Raw genomic sequence first — 16408 nt, 5'->3', positions numbered from 1 at the left:
GGAACGCGCTGGATTTGGATCGAAACGACGCTGTCATTCCGGGGCTTCGCGTCAGCGAAGAGCCCGGAATCCAGAACCGATGCGTCTCATCGTCAAGCGGAACGGTACAGCGCCACCGCGTCGGCGGCATCGGTTCTGGGTTCCGGGCTCAGGCCTTTGGCCTGCCCCGGAATGACGGCTTGGTTCCTCAGAGCTTGCAGTCCTTGGCGTAGACGTCGCCGTGGTTGCTCAGCACCTTGCCGGTGGTCTTGAGCACCGGCGTGCCGTCGGCGCCCTTTTCGACCTTCAGGGAATACCAATCCTGCACCGGGTGCTGGTTCGGGCCGAACTTGAAGGCGCCGCGGACCGACTGGAAATCGGCCTTGGCCAGTGCCGTGCGCAGCGCGGGCACGTCGGTCTTGCCGCCGGTCGCCTTCAGAGCCGAGGCGATGGCGAGCGCGGCGTCGTAGCCCTGGCTGGCATAATAGGTCGGGGCGCGATTATAGGCCTTGGTCCAGGCCTCCATGAATTTCTTGTTGGCCGCGTTGTCGAAATCCGAATTCCAGTGCGCGGTGACGTTGAGGCCGAGCGCGGATTCGCCGACCGCCTTCAGCGTGGTCGAGTCAAGCGAGGGCTCGGCCAGCACCATCGGGATCGTTCCGAGCAGGCCGGCCTGCTGATACTGGCGCAGGAAGGCGATGCCGAGGCCGCCGGGATGGAACTGGAAGACGACATCGGGATTGGCCGCGCGGATCTGCGCCATTTCCGGGGCGAAATCGGTCTGGTCGAGGCGGGTATAGACCTCGCCAGCGATCTCGCCCTTGAACATGCGCTTGAAGCCGGTCAGCGCATCCTTGCCGGCCTGGTAGTTCGGGGCGAGGATGAAGGCCTTCTTGTAGCCGAGATTGGTGGCGTATTGCCCGGCGCTCTCGTGCAGGCTGTCGTTTTGCCAGGACACGACGAAGTAGTTGGCGTTGCACTCCTTGCCGGCGAAATTCGAAGGCGCGGCGTTCGGGCTGACATAGAGCGCGCCCGAATCGACGATATCGGGCACGGTCGCGCCGGCGACGTTCGAGAAGACGATACCGGTCATGATCCTGATGCCGTCGGTCTTCAGCATCTTCTCGGCGATCTGCTTGCCCTGGCCGGGCTTCAGCGCATCGTCCTCGACGACGAGCTCGACCGGCACGCCGCCGAGCTTGCCGCCCTCCAGGTCGATGGCGAGCTTGAAGGCGTCGCGGATGTCCTGGCCGAGATAGCCGCCGGGACCCGACAAGGTGGTGATCATGCCGATCTTGACCGGCTGCTGGGCCAGCGCCGTGGAGGCCGCCAGCGTCGTCGCGATGCCGAAGAGCAATCCGCGCAATTTCATCATGGACTCCAGTCGTTCCGTTTTGCCTCTGAGATGGTTCGACGCGGCGTTTCTGCGCCGCCGCGCTTAGGCCTGTTCCCGCGCAACATCACCGCGCCCCGGCCGGGGCGCAAGGCGCCGCTGCCCGTTATCCAAGCACGGACTCGCCCTGAACGGGGAGCCCGCCTTTCGATGCGGCACCCTTAGAGCGCGACCCAGCCGGCTGGGGGCTTGCGGCCGGGGTGGAGCGCGCCGCAATGCTTGCAGGTGCGCGCCTTCTCGTCCGAGAAGAAGGCCTCATAGAGCGGCGGCAGGTCCTTCACGAGGTCCTTCACCTTGAGCTCGATGCGATGCACGAGGCCCTGGCACTCGAAGCAGTACCATTCGAAGCCGTCGACCTGATCGCCATGGCGGGCCGGTTCGACGACAAGGCCGATCGAGCCTTCCTGCGGGCGCTGCGGGGAATGGCGCACATGCGGCGGCAGCAGGAAGACGTCGCCCTCGCGGATCGTCACGTCATAGTGCTTCCCGTTGTCGACCAGCTTCAGCATCATGTCGCCCTTGAGCTGGTAGAAGAACTCCTCCACCGGATCGTCATGATAGTCGGCGCGCTGGTTCGGCCCGCCGACGACCATCACGGTCATCTGGCCGTCGTCGAACACCTTCTTGTTGCCGACCGGCGGCTTGAGCAGGTGCTCGTGCTCCGCGATCCATTTCTTGAAGTTGAAGGCCTTGAGCCGTCCTTCGGTCGCCATGGTTCCCACTCCCGTCCTCGTTCGTGATGTCGTTCAGCCGGCCTTCGCGAGCGGCGCCTTGCCCAGGCCGCAGGCTTCGAAGGCGGCGCGCGTCGCGGTCTTTTCGGCCTCGGTCAGCTCCAGCATGGGCGCACGCACGCGTCCGCCGATCTGGCCGAGCAATTCCTGCCAGTATTTCTGGTGCGCATGCGGCTTCTCGGCCGGCCGCGTGCCGCGCAGCGCCTCGCGCACCGGGTTGAGGCTGTCGCGGATGGCGCGGGCCTTCTCGGCCTCGCCGCGGAAGGCGAGGTCGGTATAGTCGCGCATGCGCCGGTCGTTCGCCGTCTGGATCAGGTAGGGCGGCGAGGAGCAGAGATAGAGCTGCCAGCCGAGCTCGAGGATATTGTCGAGCCACTCCTCCTCGGACGCCGTGCTGACCAGGATGCGGTCGCCGGCCAGCCGCGTCAGTTCCGCATACATCGGGCGCGGCACGCTGTACTTGATCGCGACCACGTTCTCGATATCGGCGAGCCGGTTGCAGAGCTGCGGGCTCATCAGATAGCCGGAATCCGGGTGGCTCCAGAGCGCGATGCCGATATCGACCTTCTCGGCGATGGTCCGGTAGTACTCGTAGAGCGTCTCGTCCTGCGCCTTGAAGAAATGCAGGATCGGCGCGTGCACGACGATGTAGTCGGCGCCGACCTTCTGGGCGTGCTTGGCCAGGTCGATGACGACGTCCATGTTCTGGTCCGAGCAGGACATGATGGTCTGGCCACGGCCGGCCGAGGCCTCGACCGCGAGCTCGAAATTGCGCTTGCGCTCCTCCAGCGACATCGAGAAGAACTCGCCCTGCTTACCGGCGATGAACAGCCCGTCGATCCCGAGATCTTCGAGCCAGTGGCGGATGTTCCGGCTGAAGCCCTCCTCGTCGATGGCGAGGGCCGGGGTGAAGGGCGTGAGCGCGGCCGCCCAGATGCCCTTCATATGAGCGCGGGCATAGGCCTTGGCGTCCTTCTTGGCGTATTTCATCAGGCCGGCTCCCGCATTCCGGAGCGGCTCGGGCGGATGGCCTCGGGTCGCGCGATCCTTCCGCGCCATCATCCGAAATGCCTTGCCCGACAGCCTCTCCCAGGCAGCCCCGCATAAATGCCGGGCGATGAGGGATGATGGCATGAGAGCCGGGGTATACGGCAACTCGTAACATTCGTATGAATTCGGAAGCTATCCTTATAAATCGAGACGTCCCATGGCGATCACATTGCGCCAGATCCAGGCCTTCCTGGCCGTGACCGAGCAGGGCACCTTCACCAAGGCGGCCGAGCGCCTGAACATGGCGCAGCCGGCGCTGTCCCAGCTCGTGCGCGATCTGGAGCGCGAACTCGGCATCCGCGTGCTCGACCGCACGACCCGGCGGGTCGAGCTGACCGAGGGCGGGCGCGAGTTTCACGGCGCGGCGCTGAAGATCGTGCAGGACCTCGACACCGCCGTGCTGAACGCCAATGGCCTGGCCGAGCGCCGGCGGGGGCGCATCGTGGTCGCGGTGCCGCCACTGCTCGCGGCGGTGATCATGCCGCCGACGATCGTGGCGCTGCAGCAGAAATATCCGGGCTTGCAGGTCGCGATCATCGATGCGCGCAACGATCTCGTCGTCGAGGCCGTGCGCTTCGGCAAGGCCGATTGCGGCGTCGGGACCTTTCCGGCGCTCGACGACACGATCGAGCGCACGACGCTGGCTCGCGACAGCCTGATGCTGTTCTGCGGGCGCGGCAGCCGTTTCGCCGAGCGCGATTCGGTGGCGTGGCGCGACCTTGCCGACGAGCCGCTGGTGACGCTGACCCGCGACAGCGGCATCCGCCTGCTCGCCGAGGTCGGCTACGAGACCGCCGAGATCACGCTGAAGCCGGCCTATGAGGTGACGCAGATCACGACCGCCCTGGCGCTGGTCGAGGCCGGGCTCGGCATCGCCGTGCTGCCGACCTATGCGCGGGCGGTGGCGCCGGCCTCGGTCATCGTGCGCCCGCTGACCGACCCTTCGATCGCGCGGGACATCGTGATGATCAGGCTGGGCGGCCGCACGGCCTCGCCGGCGCTGGCGGCCTTCGAGACGCTGCTGCGCCGCTTCGTGCGCCAGCTCGCACCGAGCGAGGCGGGGTGAGGCCGAAAGCAAAAAGGCCGCCCGGTGAGGCGGCCTTTCGTCCCTGTATTTCAAGGGCTTGTATGGTGGGCGCGACAGGGATCGAACCTGTGACCCCTACGATGTCAACGTAGTGCTCTCCCGCTGAGCTACGCGCCCGTTTGCCGCCTTGCGGTGGCTTCCGGAAGCGTGTCCGAGCCGTGTTGGCCGCGGTCACGCTGCGAGGTGAGGGGGCTATAGCGACTCGCTTCGCGGGTGGCAAGGCGTTTGCCGCATAAATTCTCAACGGGCTGTTGGCACCCGCATCGGCGCGGTGCCGAACGGCCCCTCAGGCCGCCAGCAGCTTCTCGACCTCGTTGACAAGCTCGCGCAGGTGGAAGGGCTTGGACAGCACCTTGGCATCCTTCGGCGTCTGCGAATCGGGGTTCAGCGCCACCGCGGCGAAGCCCGTGATGAACATCACCTTGATGTCGGGATCGAGCTCGGTGGCGCGGCGCGCCAGCTCGATGCCGTCCATCTCCGGCATGACGATATCCGTCAGCAGGAGCTCGAACGGCTCCTCGCGCAGGCGGTTATAGGCCGACAGGCCGTTATCGAAGGAAGCGACGTCGTAGCCTGCGTTCTGCAGGGCCTTGACCAGGAAGCGACGCATATCGTTGTCGTCTTCAGCGAGCAGTATCTTCGTCATGGGCCTGATCTGTCGTCCCTGAGGCCTGTGTTTCTAAACGTCTGGCGCCCCGACTCGGAGCCGGGTCTGGAACGGTTGGGTACTCACCCGGCCGCACAGTTGGAACCATGTCTCTCCATAAGGCAACATCATGGTAAACAAGGCGTGAATCCAGGCGCTGAATTTCCGGGGTTTTGCGACTTCGCTTCAACCGTCCCGTTTTGTGTGCTTCAGTCGGCCGAAATGAGCCTGTCCTCCGCCCCCTTCCCGCCCGCGCCGGACGACGTCGTCGCCGAGATCGAGCGGCCGTTCAGCCTGTACCAGCCGGCCCTCCAGGTCGTGCCGGTTGTGGTCGACGTGCCGCATGCCGGGCGCTGCTATCCACGCGGCTTCGTCGAGGCGGCGCGCCTGCCGCTGCGCAGCCTCCGGCGCTCCGAGGATGCCTATGTCGACCGGCTGTTCGCGCAGAGCGTCTCGCTCGGCGCGCCGCTGCTCGTGGCCGAGTTCCCGCGCGCCTATCTCGATGTGAACCGCGAGCCCTACGAGCTCGATCCGCGCATGTTCGAAGGGCGGGTGCCGCCCTTCGCCAATACCCGCTCGATGCGGGTGGCCGGCGGGCTCGGCACGATCCCGCGCATCGTCGGCGACGCGCAGGAGATCTATTTCGGGCGGATCCCGATCCAGGAGGGGCTCGCCCGGATCGAGGAGCTCTACCGGCCCTATCACGCAGGCTTGCGCAGCCTCGTCCAGCGCACGCAAGGGGTGTTCGGCACCTGCATCCTCGTCGATGCGCATTCGATGCCCTCGGCCGGGCTCGACCGCGACGGGCTGGCGAAGTCGGACATCATCCTGGGCGACCGCTTCGGCACCAGCGCGGCCGGCTACATCATCGACATCGCCGAACAGGCCTTCACGCGGCTGGGTTTCAGCGTCACCCGCAACCGGCCCTATGCCGGCGGCTTCATCACCGAGCATTACGGCGCGCCGGCCGCCGGCGTGCATGCCTTGCAGATCGAGGTGAACCGCGCGCTCTACATGAATGAGGCGACGCTGGAGCCGCATGCCGGCTTCGGCGCGGTCGAGCAGGCGATCGCCAGCGTGATGGCGGATTGCTTCGCGCGCTGGAGCGGCTGGCTCGACGAATGGCGCGAGGCGGCCGAGTAGCGATTGCCGGCGAAGCGGGGGACCATTTCCAAGAAAAAAGGGCCGCACACTTGCGTGGCGGCCCAAGTCTAGGGAGGAAACGCCCAAGGAGGGCAATGAAGGTTTGAGGTCATCTCCCCTTCGCAGTGCACAATATGAGAGTGCGCTGCAAAACGCAACTGAAATCAGCGAAATCAAAGGTGCTATGCGATTGGCGCATAATGCCGCAACGAAATGCCGGGGTTTTTCGGGTATTCCGCATCCGAGCCTCGGTTTGAGTGACCGATCCGCGGAGTCGATGCTGCAAAGCAGCAAACTGGAGTGCCTGTTCATGAGCGCAGTCGATTTCGGCGCCTTCGTCGCGGAGCTGGCGACGCAGTCCGGCCGGGCGATCCTGCCCTTCTTCCGGGCGCTGCATGCGACGGAGGACAAGTCGCGCGGCGGGGTGTTCGATCCCGTGACCGAGGGCGACCGCGCCGGCGAATCGGTGATGCGCCACATGATCAAGCGGCAGTTCCCGGCCCATGGCGTGCTTGGCGAGGAATTCGGCAGCGAGAACACCGATGCCGAATATGTCTGGGTGCTCGATCCGATCGACGGCACGCGCGCCTTCATCTCGGGCATTCCGGTCTGGGGCACGCTGATCGGCCTGACGCGCAACGGCGTGCCGGTCTACGGGATGATGCACCAGCCCTTTTCGGGCGAGCGCTTTTCCGGTGACGGGCGCGAGGCGCGCTACGAGGGGCCGGGCGGCCCGAAGAAGCTGCGGACCCGCCAGACCACCGATCTCGCCACCGCGACGCTGATGACGACGACGCCGGCCCTGTTCAAGGGCGAGGAGGCCGAGGCCTTCGCCCGCGTCGAAAGCGAAGTCCGGCTCTCCCGCTATGGCTGCGACTGCTATGCCTATTGCATGCTCGCGGCCGGCCATGTCGATCTCGTGATCGAGAGCGGGCTCAAGCCCTACGACATCGTCGCGCTGATCCCGATCATCGAGGGCGCGGGCGGCATCGTCACCTCATGGGACGGCGGCAGCGCTGCCGGGGGCGGGCGCATCCTCGCGGCCGGCAGCAAGGCGCTGCATGAGGCCGCCATGGCCAGGCTCGCCGGCTGAGCCGGGCAGCGCCTGGTCCTCGCCGGGGATGAAGGCGTCGAAGGCGGCCCAGAACTGGGCGCGGATGTCGTCGTTCTCCATGAGTATCTCGTGGCGCGATGTCGGCAGGACCAGCGCCGATCCGGTCTTGAGCCGCGCCGCGAAGCGCTCGATCGCAGGCGTCGAGACGACCGGATCGCGGCCGGCGGCGATGATCAGGGTTGGTACCTTCACCTCCAGCGGGGCTGACGGCGTGGCGAGACGCGCGATCAGGCGAAAAGCGGTCCTGACCCAGGCGATGGTCGGGTCGCCGATGCTGAGATCGCGCGCCGCGGCCGAGAGCGCGGCGTTGCGGGCATAGCGCACGGGATCGCTGGTCAGGCGGTTGCCCTCGAAGGGTTTCGTCGCGATCGCGGTATCGCCGCCGCCCGGCACGAAGGCGCGGCCGAGGCCGAGCCAATACAACAGGCTCGCCAGAATCTTGGCCCGGCCGGGATGCGCGATCATCGCGATGCCGAGCATCGGCGCGAGCGCGACCATGCGCGCGACCGGCAAGGCGTTCGAGCGGGCGGCATCGAGGCAGAGCGCGGCGCCCATCGAATGGGAGAGGACGAAATAGGGCGGGGGCAGCTTCGCCTGCATCTCGGCCATCGCCAGCGCAAGATCGGCCTCGTAGTGGCGTAGGCGCCCGACATGGCCCTTGCGCGTGCGCCTGACGAAACGCTGCGAGCCGCCCTGGCCACGCCAGTCGAAGGCCAGCACATGGAAGCCGCGGCGGCGCAGCTCCGCGACGGTCTCGCTGTAGCGCTCGATGAACTCGGCCCGGCCCTGTACGACGACGACCGTGCCGCGCACCCGCTTCACCGTCGGGCGCCAGCTGGCGAAGCGCAAGGCGGCGCCGTCGCGCGTCGTCGCGAGCCAGGTCTTGCCGTGCCCGGGGACGGGATAATCCGAATCGGCAAAAAAGGCGGCCTCGGCCATCAGGTGCTCCGCATCGCCACCGCGCCCTCGGACCGCGGCTGCAACAAGCTCGATATCCTGCACTGGATATCCTGCGAAAACATGTCGGTGTGCCAACAAAGAAATGCGAGGGCCGATTTCGCGTCGGAAAAAAGGGCCCTTGAAAAGCTCAGAGCCCTCCCCAGATCAGGTCTGCGCAGGCCGGAACCGGCTGCGCGAAAGCAACCGAGGTCCGCGCTCAGGCGAGGCGGACCGACATCATTGTCGCTTCTTCGGAGGACATATCATGCGTCATTTCGACCTCTCCCCGCTCTATCGCTCGACCGTCGGTTTCGACCGCCTGTTCAATCTCCTGGACCAGGCCTCGAGCAACGAAGCCGCCCCGAGCTACCCGCCCTACAATATCGAGCGGACCGCCGAGAACGCCTACCGTATCACCATCGCGGTCGCGGGTTTCGGTGAGGGCGACCTCTCCATCGAGTCCAAGGAAAACGCGCTGACCGTCAAGGGCGAGAAGCAGCCTGCCGAGGGTGCTGAGAAGCGCGAGGTCCTGCATCAGGGCATCGCCGCGCGCGCCTTCGAGCGCCGCTTCCAGCTTGCCGATTACGTGCAGGTGACCGGTGCCAGCCTCGAGAACGGCCTGCTTCATATCGACCTCGTGCGCGAGATCCCCGAGGCCAAGAAGCCGCGCCAGATTCCGATCGGCAATGGCGGTTCAGCCAAGGTCCTCGAGGCCAAGGTCGCCCAGGCCGCGTAACCGACGCTGCCAGCGCCAAGCTTTCGATGAAAGCGAAAGGCCCCCGGAAACGGGGGCCTTTTTCTTTGGCAGCAGCAACAGAGCGTCATTCCGGGTCTGCGCCGCAGAGGCGGCTTGCCCGGAATGACGGCTCGTTTATCGGAAAGCGTGTCCTCAGTTCATCGGAGCGACCGGCGCGATCGGCGTCTCGGGCTTCGGCGTCGATGGCGTGGAGTCGATGTTCTGGACCGGCGGGATAGCCGAGGTCTCGGGCGCCGGCGCGGCGGTCGAGAGGGGTGGCTTGCGCTCGGTGCCCTCGGTATTCCGGACATCGCTGGGATTGACGAGCTTCGGCTTGTCGGCGCCGGTCTCCGGATTGGTCGCGCCGGGCGAGGGCTCCGCCGGCTTGGCGGGTTGCGGCGGGGCCGCCGTTGCCGGTGCGCTGGCTTCGGCCGGTGCGGTTTCCACGGGCTTCACCGGTTCGGGCGCCGGCGGCGCGGCCGGTGAGGGCGGCGCTGTCGTCGCGGGCGCGCTGGCCTCGGCCGGGGGTTTTTCCGCCGGCTGGACGGGCTCAGGCGCAGGCGGTGCGGCCGGCGAGGGCAGGACGGTCGTCGCCGGGGCGCTGGCCTCGGCCGGGCCCTTGAACTCGGCGGGGCGCTCAGGCGGCTGGGGCACGAGGCGCTGGCGCGGCGGGGCGTGCTCCTCGCGCGGGTCGGCGCGGGCGACGCTGGGGGCAGGCGCCTGTCCGCGCAGCGGGATGCGTCGGATCAAATCGCCGGCATAGGCATCGAGGATCAGGCGCTGGCGCTGGCCGCCGGGCGTGACGCCGTCGACGATATAGGTGTCGTCGCGGCGGATCGAACGCTCGATCCGGGCGAGGCCGTAACGGCGGGCGGCGATCCCGTTGACCGAATAGGGCGAGACCGCAGCCGGCGCGCGCGGCACGACGGCCGGCGGGCGCGGGACATAGCCATAGTCGTAACGATAGCCATAGCCATAGGCCGGATACGGATCATATCCGTCATCGTAATAGTAGTACTGGGCGCTGGCGGTGCCCGCCATGCCGGCCATTGCGCCGGCCACGACCAGGCCCATCAGAGCGATGCGCCCCGGTGCGGTCGAACGATCTGCCATGCCACATTCCCTTAACGACTGACTGCTTGGCATTCAGTCTTGTTAGGGATTGCGGCAGGTATGCGGCTGGAAACGGGGCGCAAATGCGCTCATTCAACCCGCGATCGCGGTGATGAGGCTCTCGACGTCTTCGGCTTCCGTCGCGAAGGACATGACGAAGCGGCCGACGATCTCGCCCGCCTTGAGCGGCGCCTCCGGCGGCAGCGAACGGGCCGACCAGTCGTAATAGCCGATGCCGGCGGCTTTCAGGCGCTCCTGCACGGCGGCCGGCAGGATGAGGAAGACCTCGTTCGCCTGGCAGGGCCAGGCGAGACGCGCCTCGCTGCCCTGGCTGACCGAATCCGCCAGGCGTTTGGCGCGGGCATTGGCATGGCGGGCGAGGTCCAGCCAATGATCGTCGGCGAGCAGGCCCTCGAACTGGGCGCCGAGGACGCGGCCCTTGGAGAGTGTCTGGCCGGCGCGCTTGCGCCGCCATTTCATCTCCTCGGCTTCGGCCGGGTCGAAGAAGATCACGGCTTCCGCCGCCAGCGCGCCGTTCTTGGTGCCGCCGAAGGAGAGCACGTCGACCCCGGCCTTCCAGGTGATCTCTGCCGGCGTGCAGCCGAGCGTGACCAGCGCATTGGCGAAGCGGGCGCCGTCCATGTGGAGTTTGAGTCCGCGCGGCGTGACGGCGTCCTTCAGCGCCCGCACTTCGGCTGGCGTGTAGATCGTGCCGCATTCGGTCGCCTGCGTGATCGTCAGCACCTGCGCCTGGACCTGATGGAAATCCCCGGCGCGCAGATGGGAGAGCGCTTTCGTCACGGTTTCCGGCTTCAGCTTGGCGCCGGTGCCGGGCAAGTCGACCAGCTTGGCGCCGTTGGTGAAGAATTCGGGCGCGCCGCATTCGTCCTCGACGACATGCGCCTCCTCATGGGTGAGGATCGCGCCCCAGGGCTTGACGATGCTGGCCAGCGCCAAGGCATTCGCCGCCGTGCCGGTGAGGACGAGGAAGACCGCGACCTCGCGCTCGAAGATCGCCGCGAAGCGCTCCTCGACGCGGCGCGTCCAGTCGTCCTTGCCATAGGGGGAGGCGGCGCCGGCGTTGGCGGCGGCAAGCGCGGCCATGACGCGGGGGCTGGCGGCGGCGGTGTTGTCGCTGAAGAAATCCATGGCCTGAGGGTTATGCGGAGGGCGCTTTCCTGCCAAGCGGTGTGGGTGGAGAGGGGGCTTGCGCACGGCGCCGGGGTGAGACCTTGGGTCATGCCCGAAAACAAGAACCGGACTGCCTGAGTCGGGCTTTCGTTCCGGAAATGTCTGGCGCGGATTTGATTTTGCAATAAAATTTCGCTGCAGCGCGAAATCGGCGCTTGTGCCTAGATTGGAATTCTGGCAAGTTCATCGCAATAGGACAGTGTTGCTGTCCCATTTTTCACCGCGCCGACCGAAAGCTGCTCTAGCTTGAGGTCGCGCCGTCGCAACGGAGCGGAGCATGACGAAGGGCCGGGCTACCAACGCCAAAGCCAATCGCACGCGCGCCGTCCGTAAAACGACGGCCTGAAGACAGGCGCGAACGGGCGAGGCACGCCCGAGGCGCCTGCGGAGGACGCGGGCGCGGTGGAAACAAAGCGCAAGCAAAGCCTCCAAAAAGACGACGGCCGGACCGCGCTGGCCCATCCTTGCTGCCGACGTCCAGTCGGCACTGAGGGCCGCAGCGGTCGGGATCATGGACTGACGGGTTTCCCTGCCGGCGCAAGCCCGCGGGGTTCTGGGAAGCGGGGTTTGACGATGAGCGTGACCAGCAAGTCGAGCGGCGCAGGGGCTTTCGAGCGTTTTCCGGCCGTGCGCGATCCGGCCATGCCGGTGCGCCAGGGCCTGTACGATCCCAATAACGAGAAAGACTCGTGCGGCGTCGGCTTCATCGCCGACATGAAGAACCGCAAGAGCCATGCGATCGTGGAGCAGGGCCTGCAGATCCTGCACAATATCGACCATCGCGGCGCGGTCGGGGCCGACCCGAAGCTCGGCGACGGCTGCGGCATCCTCGTCCAGATCCCCGACCAGTTCTTCCGCGAGGAGACCGCGCGGCTTGGCATGACCCTGCCTGAGCCCGGTCATTACGCGATCGGCCAGTTCTTCATGCCGCGCGATCCCGCGGCGCGGGCGCTGTGCGAGGAGGTCATCTCCCAGACTGTCGAGGAGGAGGGGCTCGTCTTCCTCGGCTGGCGCGACGTTCCGGTCGACAACAGCGATCTCGGCCAGGCCGTGCTCGCGACCGAGCCGGTGCATCGCCAGCTCTTCGTCGGCCGCCCCGACGACATCACCGACGAGGACGAGTTCGAGCGGCAGGTCTATGTCCTCCGCAAGTCGGTCTCGAACAAGGTCTACAAGCACCAGGAGCGCAAGACGGCGGAGTATTACCCCGTCTCGATGTCCTGCCGCACCATCGTCTACAAGGGCATGGTGCTGGTGAACCAGCTCGGCTCCTACTTCAAGGATTTGCAGGACGAGCGCTTCGTCAGCGCGCTGGCGCTGGTCCATCAGCGCTTCGCCACCAACACCTTCCCGTCCTGGCGCCTCGCCCATCCCTACCGGATGGTCGCCCATAACGGCGAGATCAACACGCTGCGCGGCAACGTCAACTGGATGGCGGCGCGGCAGGCGAGCGTCGATTCCGACCTGTTCGGCTCGGATATCTCGAAGCTTTGGCCGATCTCCTACGAGGGCCAATCCGACACGGCCTGCTTCGACAACGCGCTCGAATTCCTGGTGCAGGGCGGCTACTCGCTGGCCCATGCGATGATGATGCTGGTGCCCGAGGCCTGGGCCGGCAACCCGCTGATGGATGACGAGCGGCGCGCTTTCTACGAATATCACGCCGCGCTGATGGAGCCCTGGGACGGGCCGGCCGCGATCGCCTTCACCGACGGCCGCCAGATCGGCGCGACGCTGGACCGCAACGGCCTGCGTCCGGCGCGCTATCTCGTCACCGATGACGGGCTCGTGGTGCTGGCTTCCGAGTTCGGCGTGCTGCCGATCCCGGAGGAGAAGATCGTCGAGAAGTGGCGGCTTCAGCCCGGCAAGATGCTGCTGATCGATCTCGAACAGGGCCGCATCATCGGCGATGACGAGATCAAGACCTCGCTCTGCCTCGCCAATCCCTACAAGGACTGGCTGAAGCGCACGCAGATCGTCCTGGAGGACCTGCCGCCGGTCGAGGCGCGGGCTTCCCGCACCGACGTGCCGCTGCTCGATCGCCAGCAGGCCTTCGGCTACACCACCGAGGATGTCCGCCTGCTGATGGCGCCGATGGCGGTGACCGGGCAGGAAGCCGTGGGCTCGATGGGCACGGACACGCCGATCTCGGCGCTCTCGCTCAAGTCGAAGCTGCTCTACACCTATTTCAAGCAGAACTTCGCGCAGGTGACGAACCCGCCGATCGACCCGATCCGCGAGGAGCTGGTGATGAGCCTGCTCTCTTTCATCGGGCCGCGTCCGAACATCCTCGATCTGGAGGGCACTTCGCGCCGCAAGCGCCTGGAGGTCCGCACCCCGATCCTGACCAATGACGATCTCGAGAAGATCCGCTGCATCGGCCATTACGAGGATCGCTTCGACACCAAGACGATCGACTTCACCTATCCGGCGCGCGAGGGCGCGGCGGGCATGGACGGCGCGGTGGCGCGGCTCTGCGAGCGCGCGGAGGCCGCGGTCCATGGCGGCTACAACATCATCATCCTGTCCGACCGGCAGGTGGGCTCAGACCGCATCCCGATCCCGGCGCTGCTGGCGACGGCGGCGGTGCATCATCACCTGATCCGCAAGGGCCTGCGCACCTCGGTCGGCCTCGTCGTCGAATCCGGCGAGCCGCGCGAGATCCACCATTTCTGCTGCCTCGCCGGCTACGGCGCCGAGGCGATCAACCCCTATCTCGCCTTCGACACCCTGCTCGACCAGCATGCGCAGGGCGCCTTCCCCGAGGAGGTCGATGCCGACGAGGTGGTGAAGCGCTACATCAAGTCGGTCGGCAAGGGCGTGCTCAAGGTGATGTCCAAGATGGGCATCTCGACCTACCAGTCCTATTGCGGCGCGCAGATCTTCGACGCCGTCGGCCTGAAAAGCGCCTTCGTCGACAAGTTCTTCTTCGGCACGGGCACCGCGATCGAGGGCGTCGGCCTCGACGAGATTGCCGAGGAGAGCCTGCGCCGGCATCGCGACGCCTTCGGCGACTCGCCGCTCTACCGCGACAGCCTCGATATCGGCGGCGAGTACATGTATCGCGTCCGCGGCGAGGACCATGTCTGGAAGCCGGATGTGGTCGCCTCGCTCCAGCATGCGGTGCGCCTCAACGCGCAGGATCGCTACGAGGAGTTCGCCAACCAGGTGAACGACGATGCGCAGCGGCTCAGCACCATCCGCGGCCTGTTCAAGGTCAAGATGGCCACCGATAACGGCCGCGCGCCGGTGCCGCTGGAGAGCGTCGAGCCTGCCGCGAATATCGTGAAGCGCTTCGCCACCGGGGCAATGTCCTTCGGCTCGATCTCGCGCGAGGCGCATGAGACGATCGCGCTGGCAATGAACCAGATCGGCGGCAAGTCGAACACCGGCGAGGGCGGCGAGGAGCCGATCCGCTTCAAGCCGATGCCGGACGGGCGCTCGAAGCGCTCGGCGATCAAGCAGATTGCGTCCGGCCGCTTCGGCGTCACCACCGAATATCTCGTCAATGCCGACGTGATGCAGATCAAGGTGGCGCAAGGTGCCAAGCCCGGCGAGGGCGGCCAGCTCCCCGGCCACAAGGTCGACGCCAAGATCGCCCGGACCCGGCATTCGACGCCGGGCGTCGGCCTGATCTCGCCGCCGCCGCACCATGACATCTATTCGATCGAGGATCTGGCCCAGCTCATCTTCGACCTGAAGAACGTCAATCCGGCGGCCGACGTCTCGGTGAAGCTCGTCTCCGAGATCGGCGTCGGCACGGTTGCGGCCGGGGTCGCCAAGTCGCGCGCCGACCACATCACCATCTCCGGCTTTGAGGGCGGCACGGGCGCGAGCCCGCTGACCTCGCTGAAGCATGCGGGTTCGCCTTGGGAGATCGGTCTCGCTGAGACGCAGCAGACGCTGGTGCTGAACCACCTACGTGGCCGCGTCGCGCTGCAGGTCGACGGCGGCCTGCGCACGGGGCGGGACGTGATCATCGGCGCGCTGCTCGGGGCCGACGAGTTCGGCTTCTCGACCGCGCCGCTGATCGCGGCCGGCTGCATCATGATGCGCAAGTGCCATCTCAACACCTGCCCGGTCGGCGTCGCGACGCAGGACCCGGTGCTGCGCAAGCGCTTCAAGGGCCTGCCCGAGCATGTCGTGAACTACTTCTTCTTCGTGGCCGAGGATGTCCGCCGGATCATGGCGGAGATGGGCTTCACCAAGATCGAGGAGATCGTCGGCCGCTCGGACCTGCTCGACAAGCGCGACGCGATCGAACACTGGAAGGCGAACGGGCTCGACTTCACCAAGCTCTTCCACAAGGTCGACCTGCCGGGCGTGGCGATCCGCCATGTCGAGTTGCAGAAGCACCCGATCGACACCGTGCTCGACCGCCAGCTCCTCGCCGAGGCGGCGAACGCGATTGAGACCGGCATGCCGGTCGTGATCGAGAAGCCGGTCGGCAATGTCGACCGCAGCACGGGCGCGATGCTGTCCGGCGCCGTCGCCAAGAAGTATGGCCATGCCGGCCTGCCGGAAGACACGATCACGGTGAAGCTCACGGGCACGTCGGGCCAGAGCTTCGCGGCCTTCCTGGCGGCCGGCGTCACCGTCGAGCTCACCGGCCAGGCCAACGACTATGTCGCCAAGGGCCTGTCCGGCGGCAAGGTCATCGTGAAGCCCGATCCGGCGACCAAGGCCGTGGCCGAGCGCTCGATCATCGTCGGCAACACCGTGCTCTACGGCGCGATCGCGGGCGAGGCTTACTTCCGCGGCGTCGCGGGCGAGCGCTTCGCGGTGCGCAATTCCGGCGCCATCGCGGTAGTGGAAGGCACCGGCGACCATGGCTGCGAGTACATGACCGGCGGCGTCGTCGCGGTCATCGGCCAGACCGGGCGCAATTTCGCGGCCGGCATGTCGGGCGGCATCGCCTATGTTCTTGACGAGGACGGCACCTTCAAGTCGCGCTGCAATCTCTCGATGGTCGATCTCGAACCGGTCGAGGAGGAAGAGGACCTGATGGAGCGCCTGCACCATCACGGCGGCGATCTCGAGCACAAGGGCCGGATCGACATGACCAACATGTCGGGCCACGATGAAGAGCGCCTGATGCAGATGCTGACGAACCATGTCGACTACACCGGCTCGGAGCGCGCCCGCACCATCCTCGACAACTGGGCGGATTACCGCACCAAGTTCGTCAAGGTGATGCCGGTCGAGTACCGCCGCGCGCTGCGCGAGATGGAACAGGCCCGCACCTTGCAGGCCGCGGAATAAACGAACGCCACCCCGCCGGGGCCG

12 protein-coding genes and 1 tRNA gene are annotated in these 16408 nt (G+C 66.7%); 5 read left to right on the top strand and 8 right to left on the bottom strand.

The genetic code is table 11. From position 1 onward, the window contains the following. Nucleotides 1–187: 187 nt before the first annotated feature. From JHD80_RS04345 to JHD80_RS04335, 3 genes are all read right to left on the bottom strand, one after another. Nucleotides 188–1351 carry an ABC transporter substrate-binding protein gene (locus tag JHD80_RS04345; RefSeq protein ID WP_199085151.1) on the bottom strand — a complete coding sequence of 388 codons (1164 nt, stop codon included), beginning with the start codon at nt 1349–1351 and terminating at the stop codon, nt 188–190. 182 nt (nt 1352–1533) lie between these two features. Continuing rightward, nucleotides 1534–2085 carry a 3-hydroxyanthranilate 3,4-dioxygenase gene (locus JHD80_RS04340; protein ID WP_199085150.1) on the bottom strand — a complete coding sequence of 184 codons (552 nt, stop codon included), beginning with the start codon at nt 2083–2085 and terminating at the stop codon, nt 1534–1536. A gap of 33 nt (nt 2086–2118) precedes the next feature. Then, nucleotides 2119–3093 (bottom strand): dihydrodipicolinate synthase family protein, encoded by a 975-nt coding sequence (locus JHD80_RS04335; RefSeq protein ID WP_199085149.1) that lies wholly within the window; start codon nt 3091–3093, stop codon nt 2119–2121. A gap of 217 nt (nt 3094–3310) precedes the next feature. Here JHD80_RS04335 and JHD80_RS04330 point away from each other — a divergent pair, with 217 nt between their 5' ends. Beyond that, nucleotides 3311–4219: a LysR family transcriptional regulator gene (locus JHD80_RS04330; RefSeq protein ID WP_199085148.1), complete on the top strand. Its 909-nt coding sequence runs from the start codon at nt 3311–3313 to the stop codon at nt 4217–4219. Between the two features lie 63 nt (nt 4220–4282). Here JHD80_RS04330 and JHD80_RS04325 read toward each other — a convergent pair. Together JHD80_RS04325 and cpdR are read right to left on the bottom strand one after the other, a co-directional pair. Beyond that, a tRNA-Val gene (locus tag JHD80_RS04325) sits at nt 4283–4357 on the bottom strand. A 169-nt stretch (nt 4358–4526) separates the two neighbouring features. Continuing rightward, entirely contained in the window at nt 4527–4886 is a 360-nt protein-coding gene (gene cpdR, locus JHD80_RS04320; protein WP_038363805.1) for a cell cycle two-component system response regulator CpdR, read from the bottom strand. Nucleotides 4887–5108: 222 nt separating this feature from the next. Here cpdR and JHD80_RS04315 point away from each other — a divergent pair, with 222 nt between their 5' ends. Beyond that, a complete protein-coding gene (locus tag JHD80_RS04315) occupies nt 5109–6029 on the top strand; it encodes an N-formylglutamate amidohydrolase (protein WP_199085147.1) in 921 nt (306 codons plus the stop codon). 310 nt (nt 6030–6339) lie between these two features. Further along, on the top strand, nt 6340–7122 hold the full coding sequence (hisN, locus tag JHD80_RS04310; RefSeq protein ID WP_199085146.1) for a histidinol-phosphatase: 783 nt from the start codon (nt 6340–6342) through the stop codon (nt 7120–7122). On the opposite strand, the gene JHD80_RS04305 is transcribed toward hisN, so the two are convergent. Next, the gene (locus tag JHD80_RS04305; protein WP_199085145.1) at nt 7027–8082 is read right to left on the bottom strand and encodes an alpha/beta hydrolase; all 1056 of its coding nucleotides are present in this window, start codon (nt 8080–8082) and stop codon (nt 7027–7029) included. The genes hisN and JHD80_RS04305 overlap by 96 nt on opposite strands. A gap of 265 nt (nt 8083–8347) precedes the next feature. Here JHD80_RS04305 and JHD80_RS04300 point away from each other — a divergent pair, with 265 nt between their 5' ends. Continuing rightward, on the top strand, nt 8348–8818 hold the full coding sequence (locus JHD80_RS04300) for an Hsp20 family protein (protein ID WP_199085144.1): 471 nt from the start codon (nt 8348–8350) through the stop codon (nt 8816–8818). A 153-nt stretch (nt 8819–8971) separates the two neighbouring features. Here the strand turns inward: JHD80_RS04300 and JHD80_RS04295 are convergent, their stop codons facing one another. After that, the gene (locus tag JHD80_RS04295; protein ID WP_199085143.1) at nt 8972–9931 is read right to left on the bottom strand and encodes a hypothetical protein; all 960 of its coding nucleotides are present in this window, start codon (nt 9929–9931) and stop codon (nt 8972–8974) included. Between the two features lie 93 nt (nt 9932–10024). After that, nucleotides 10025–11080: a threonine aldolase family protein gene (locus JHD80_RS04290; RefSeq protein WP_199085142.1), complete on the bottom strand. Its 1056-nt coding sequence runs from the start codon at nt 11078–11080 to the stop codon at nt 10025–10027. A gap of 615 nt (nt 11081–11695) precedes the next feature. Here JHD80_RS04290 and gltB point away from each other — a divergent pair. After that, the gene (gene gltB, locus JHD80_RS04285) at nt 11696–16384 is read left to right on the top strand and encodes a glutamate synthase large subunit (protein ID WP_199085141.1); all 4689 of its coding nucleotides are present in this window, start codon (nt 11696–11698) and stop codon (nt 16382–16384) included. Nucleotides 16385–16408 lie beyond the last annotated feature (24 nt).

It is taken from the genome of Allobosea sp. ASV33 (assembly GCF_016428755.1).
Classification (GTDB): domain Bacteria; phylum Pseudomonadota; class Alphaproteobacteria; order Rhizobiales; family Beijerinckiaceae; genus Allobosea.
Note: the sequence above shows the minus strand (reverse complement) of the source record. Positions and strands in the feature narration are given on the sequence as shown.

Excerpts from the sequence above, each read along its gene's own strand:
- JHD80_RS04315 (WP_199085147.1), top strand. The coding sequence starts at position 5,109 with ATGAGCCTGTCCTCCGCCCCCTTCCCGCCCGCGCCGGACGACGTCGTC.
- JHD80_RS04340 (WP_199085150.1), bottom strand. The coding sequence starts at position 2,085 with ATGGCGACCGAAGGACGGCTCAAGGCCTTCAACTTCAAGAAATGGATC.
- cpdR (WP_038363805.1), bottom strand. The coding sequence starts at position 4,886 with ATGACGAAGATACTGCTCGCTGAAGACGACAACGATATGCGTCGCTTC.
- JHD80_RS04295 (WP_199085143.1), bottom strand. The coding sequence starts at position 9,931 with ATGGCAGATCGTTCGACCGCACCGGGGCGCATCGCTCTGATGGGCCTG.
- hisN (WP_199085146.1), top strand. The coding sequence starts at position 6,340 with ATGAGCGCAGTCGATTTCGGCGCCTTCGTCGCGGAGCTGGCGACGCAG.
- JHD80_RS04335 (WP_199085149.1), bottom strand. The coding sequence starts at position 3,093 with ATGAAATACGCCAAGAAGGACGCCAAGGCCTATGCCCGCGCTCATATG.
- JHD80_RS04290 (WP_199085142.1), bottom strand. The coding sequence starts at position 11,080 with ATGGATTTCTTCAGCGACAACACCGCCGCCGCCAGCCCCCGCGTCATG.
- JHD80_RS04300 (WP_199085144.1), top strand. The coding sequence starts at position 8,348 with ATGCGTCATTTCGACCTCTCCCCGCTCTATCGCTCGACCGTCGGTTTC.
- JHD80_RS04305 (WP_199085145.1), bottom strand. The coding sequence starts at position 8,082 with ATGGCCGAGGCCGCCTTTTTTGCCGATTCGGATTATCCCGTCCCCGGG.
- gltB (WP_199085141.1), top strand. The coding sequence starts at position 11,696 with ATGAGCGTGACCAGCAAGTCGAGCGGCGCAGGGGCTTTCGAGCGTTTT.
- JHD80_RS04345 (WP_199085151.1), bottom strand. The coding sequence starts at position 1,351 with ATGAAATTGCGCGGATTGCTCTTCGGCATCGCGACGACGCTGGCGGCC.
- JHD80_RS04330 (WP_199085148.1), top strand. The coding sequence starts at position 3,311 with ATGGCGATCACATTGCGCCAGATCCAGGCCTTCCTGGCCGTGACCGAG.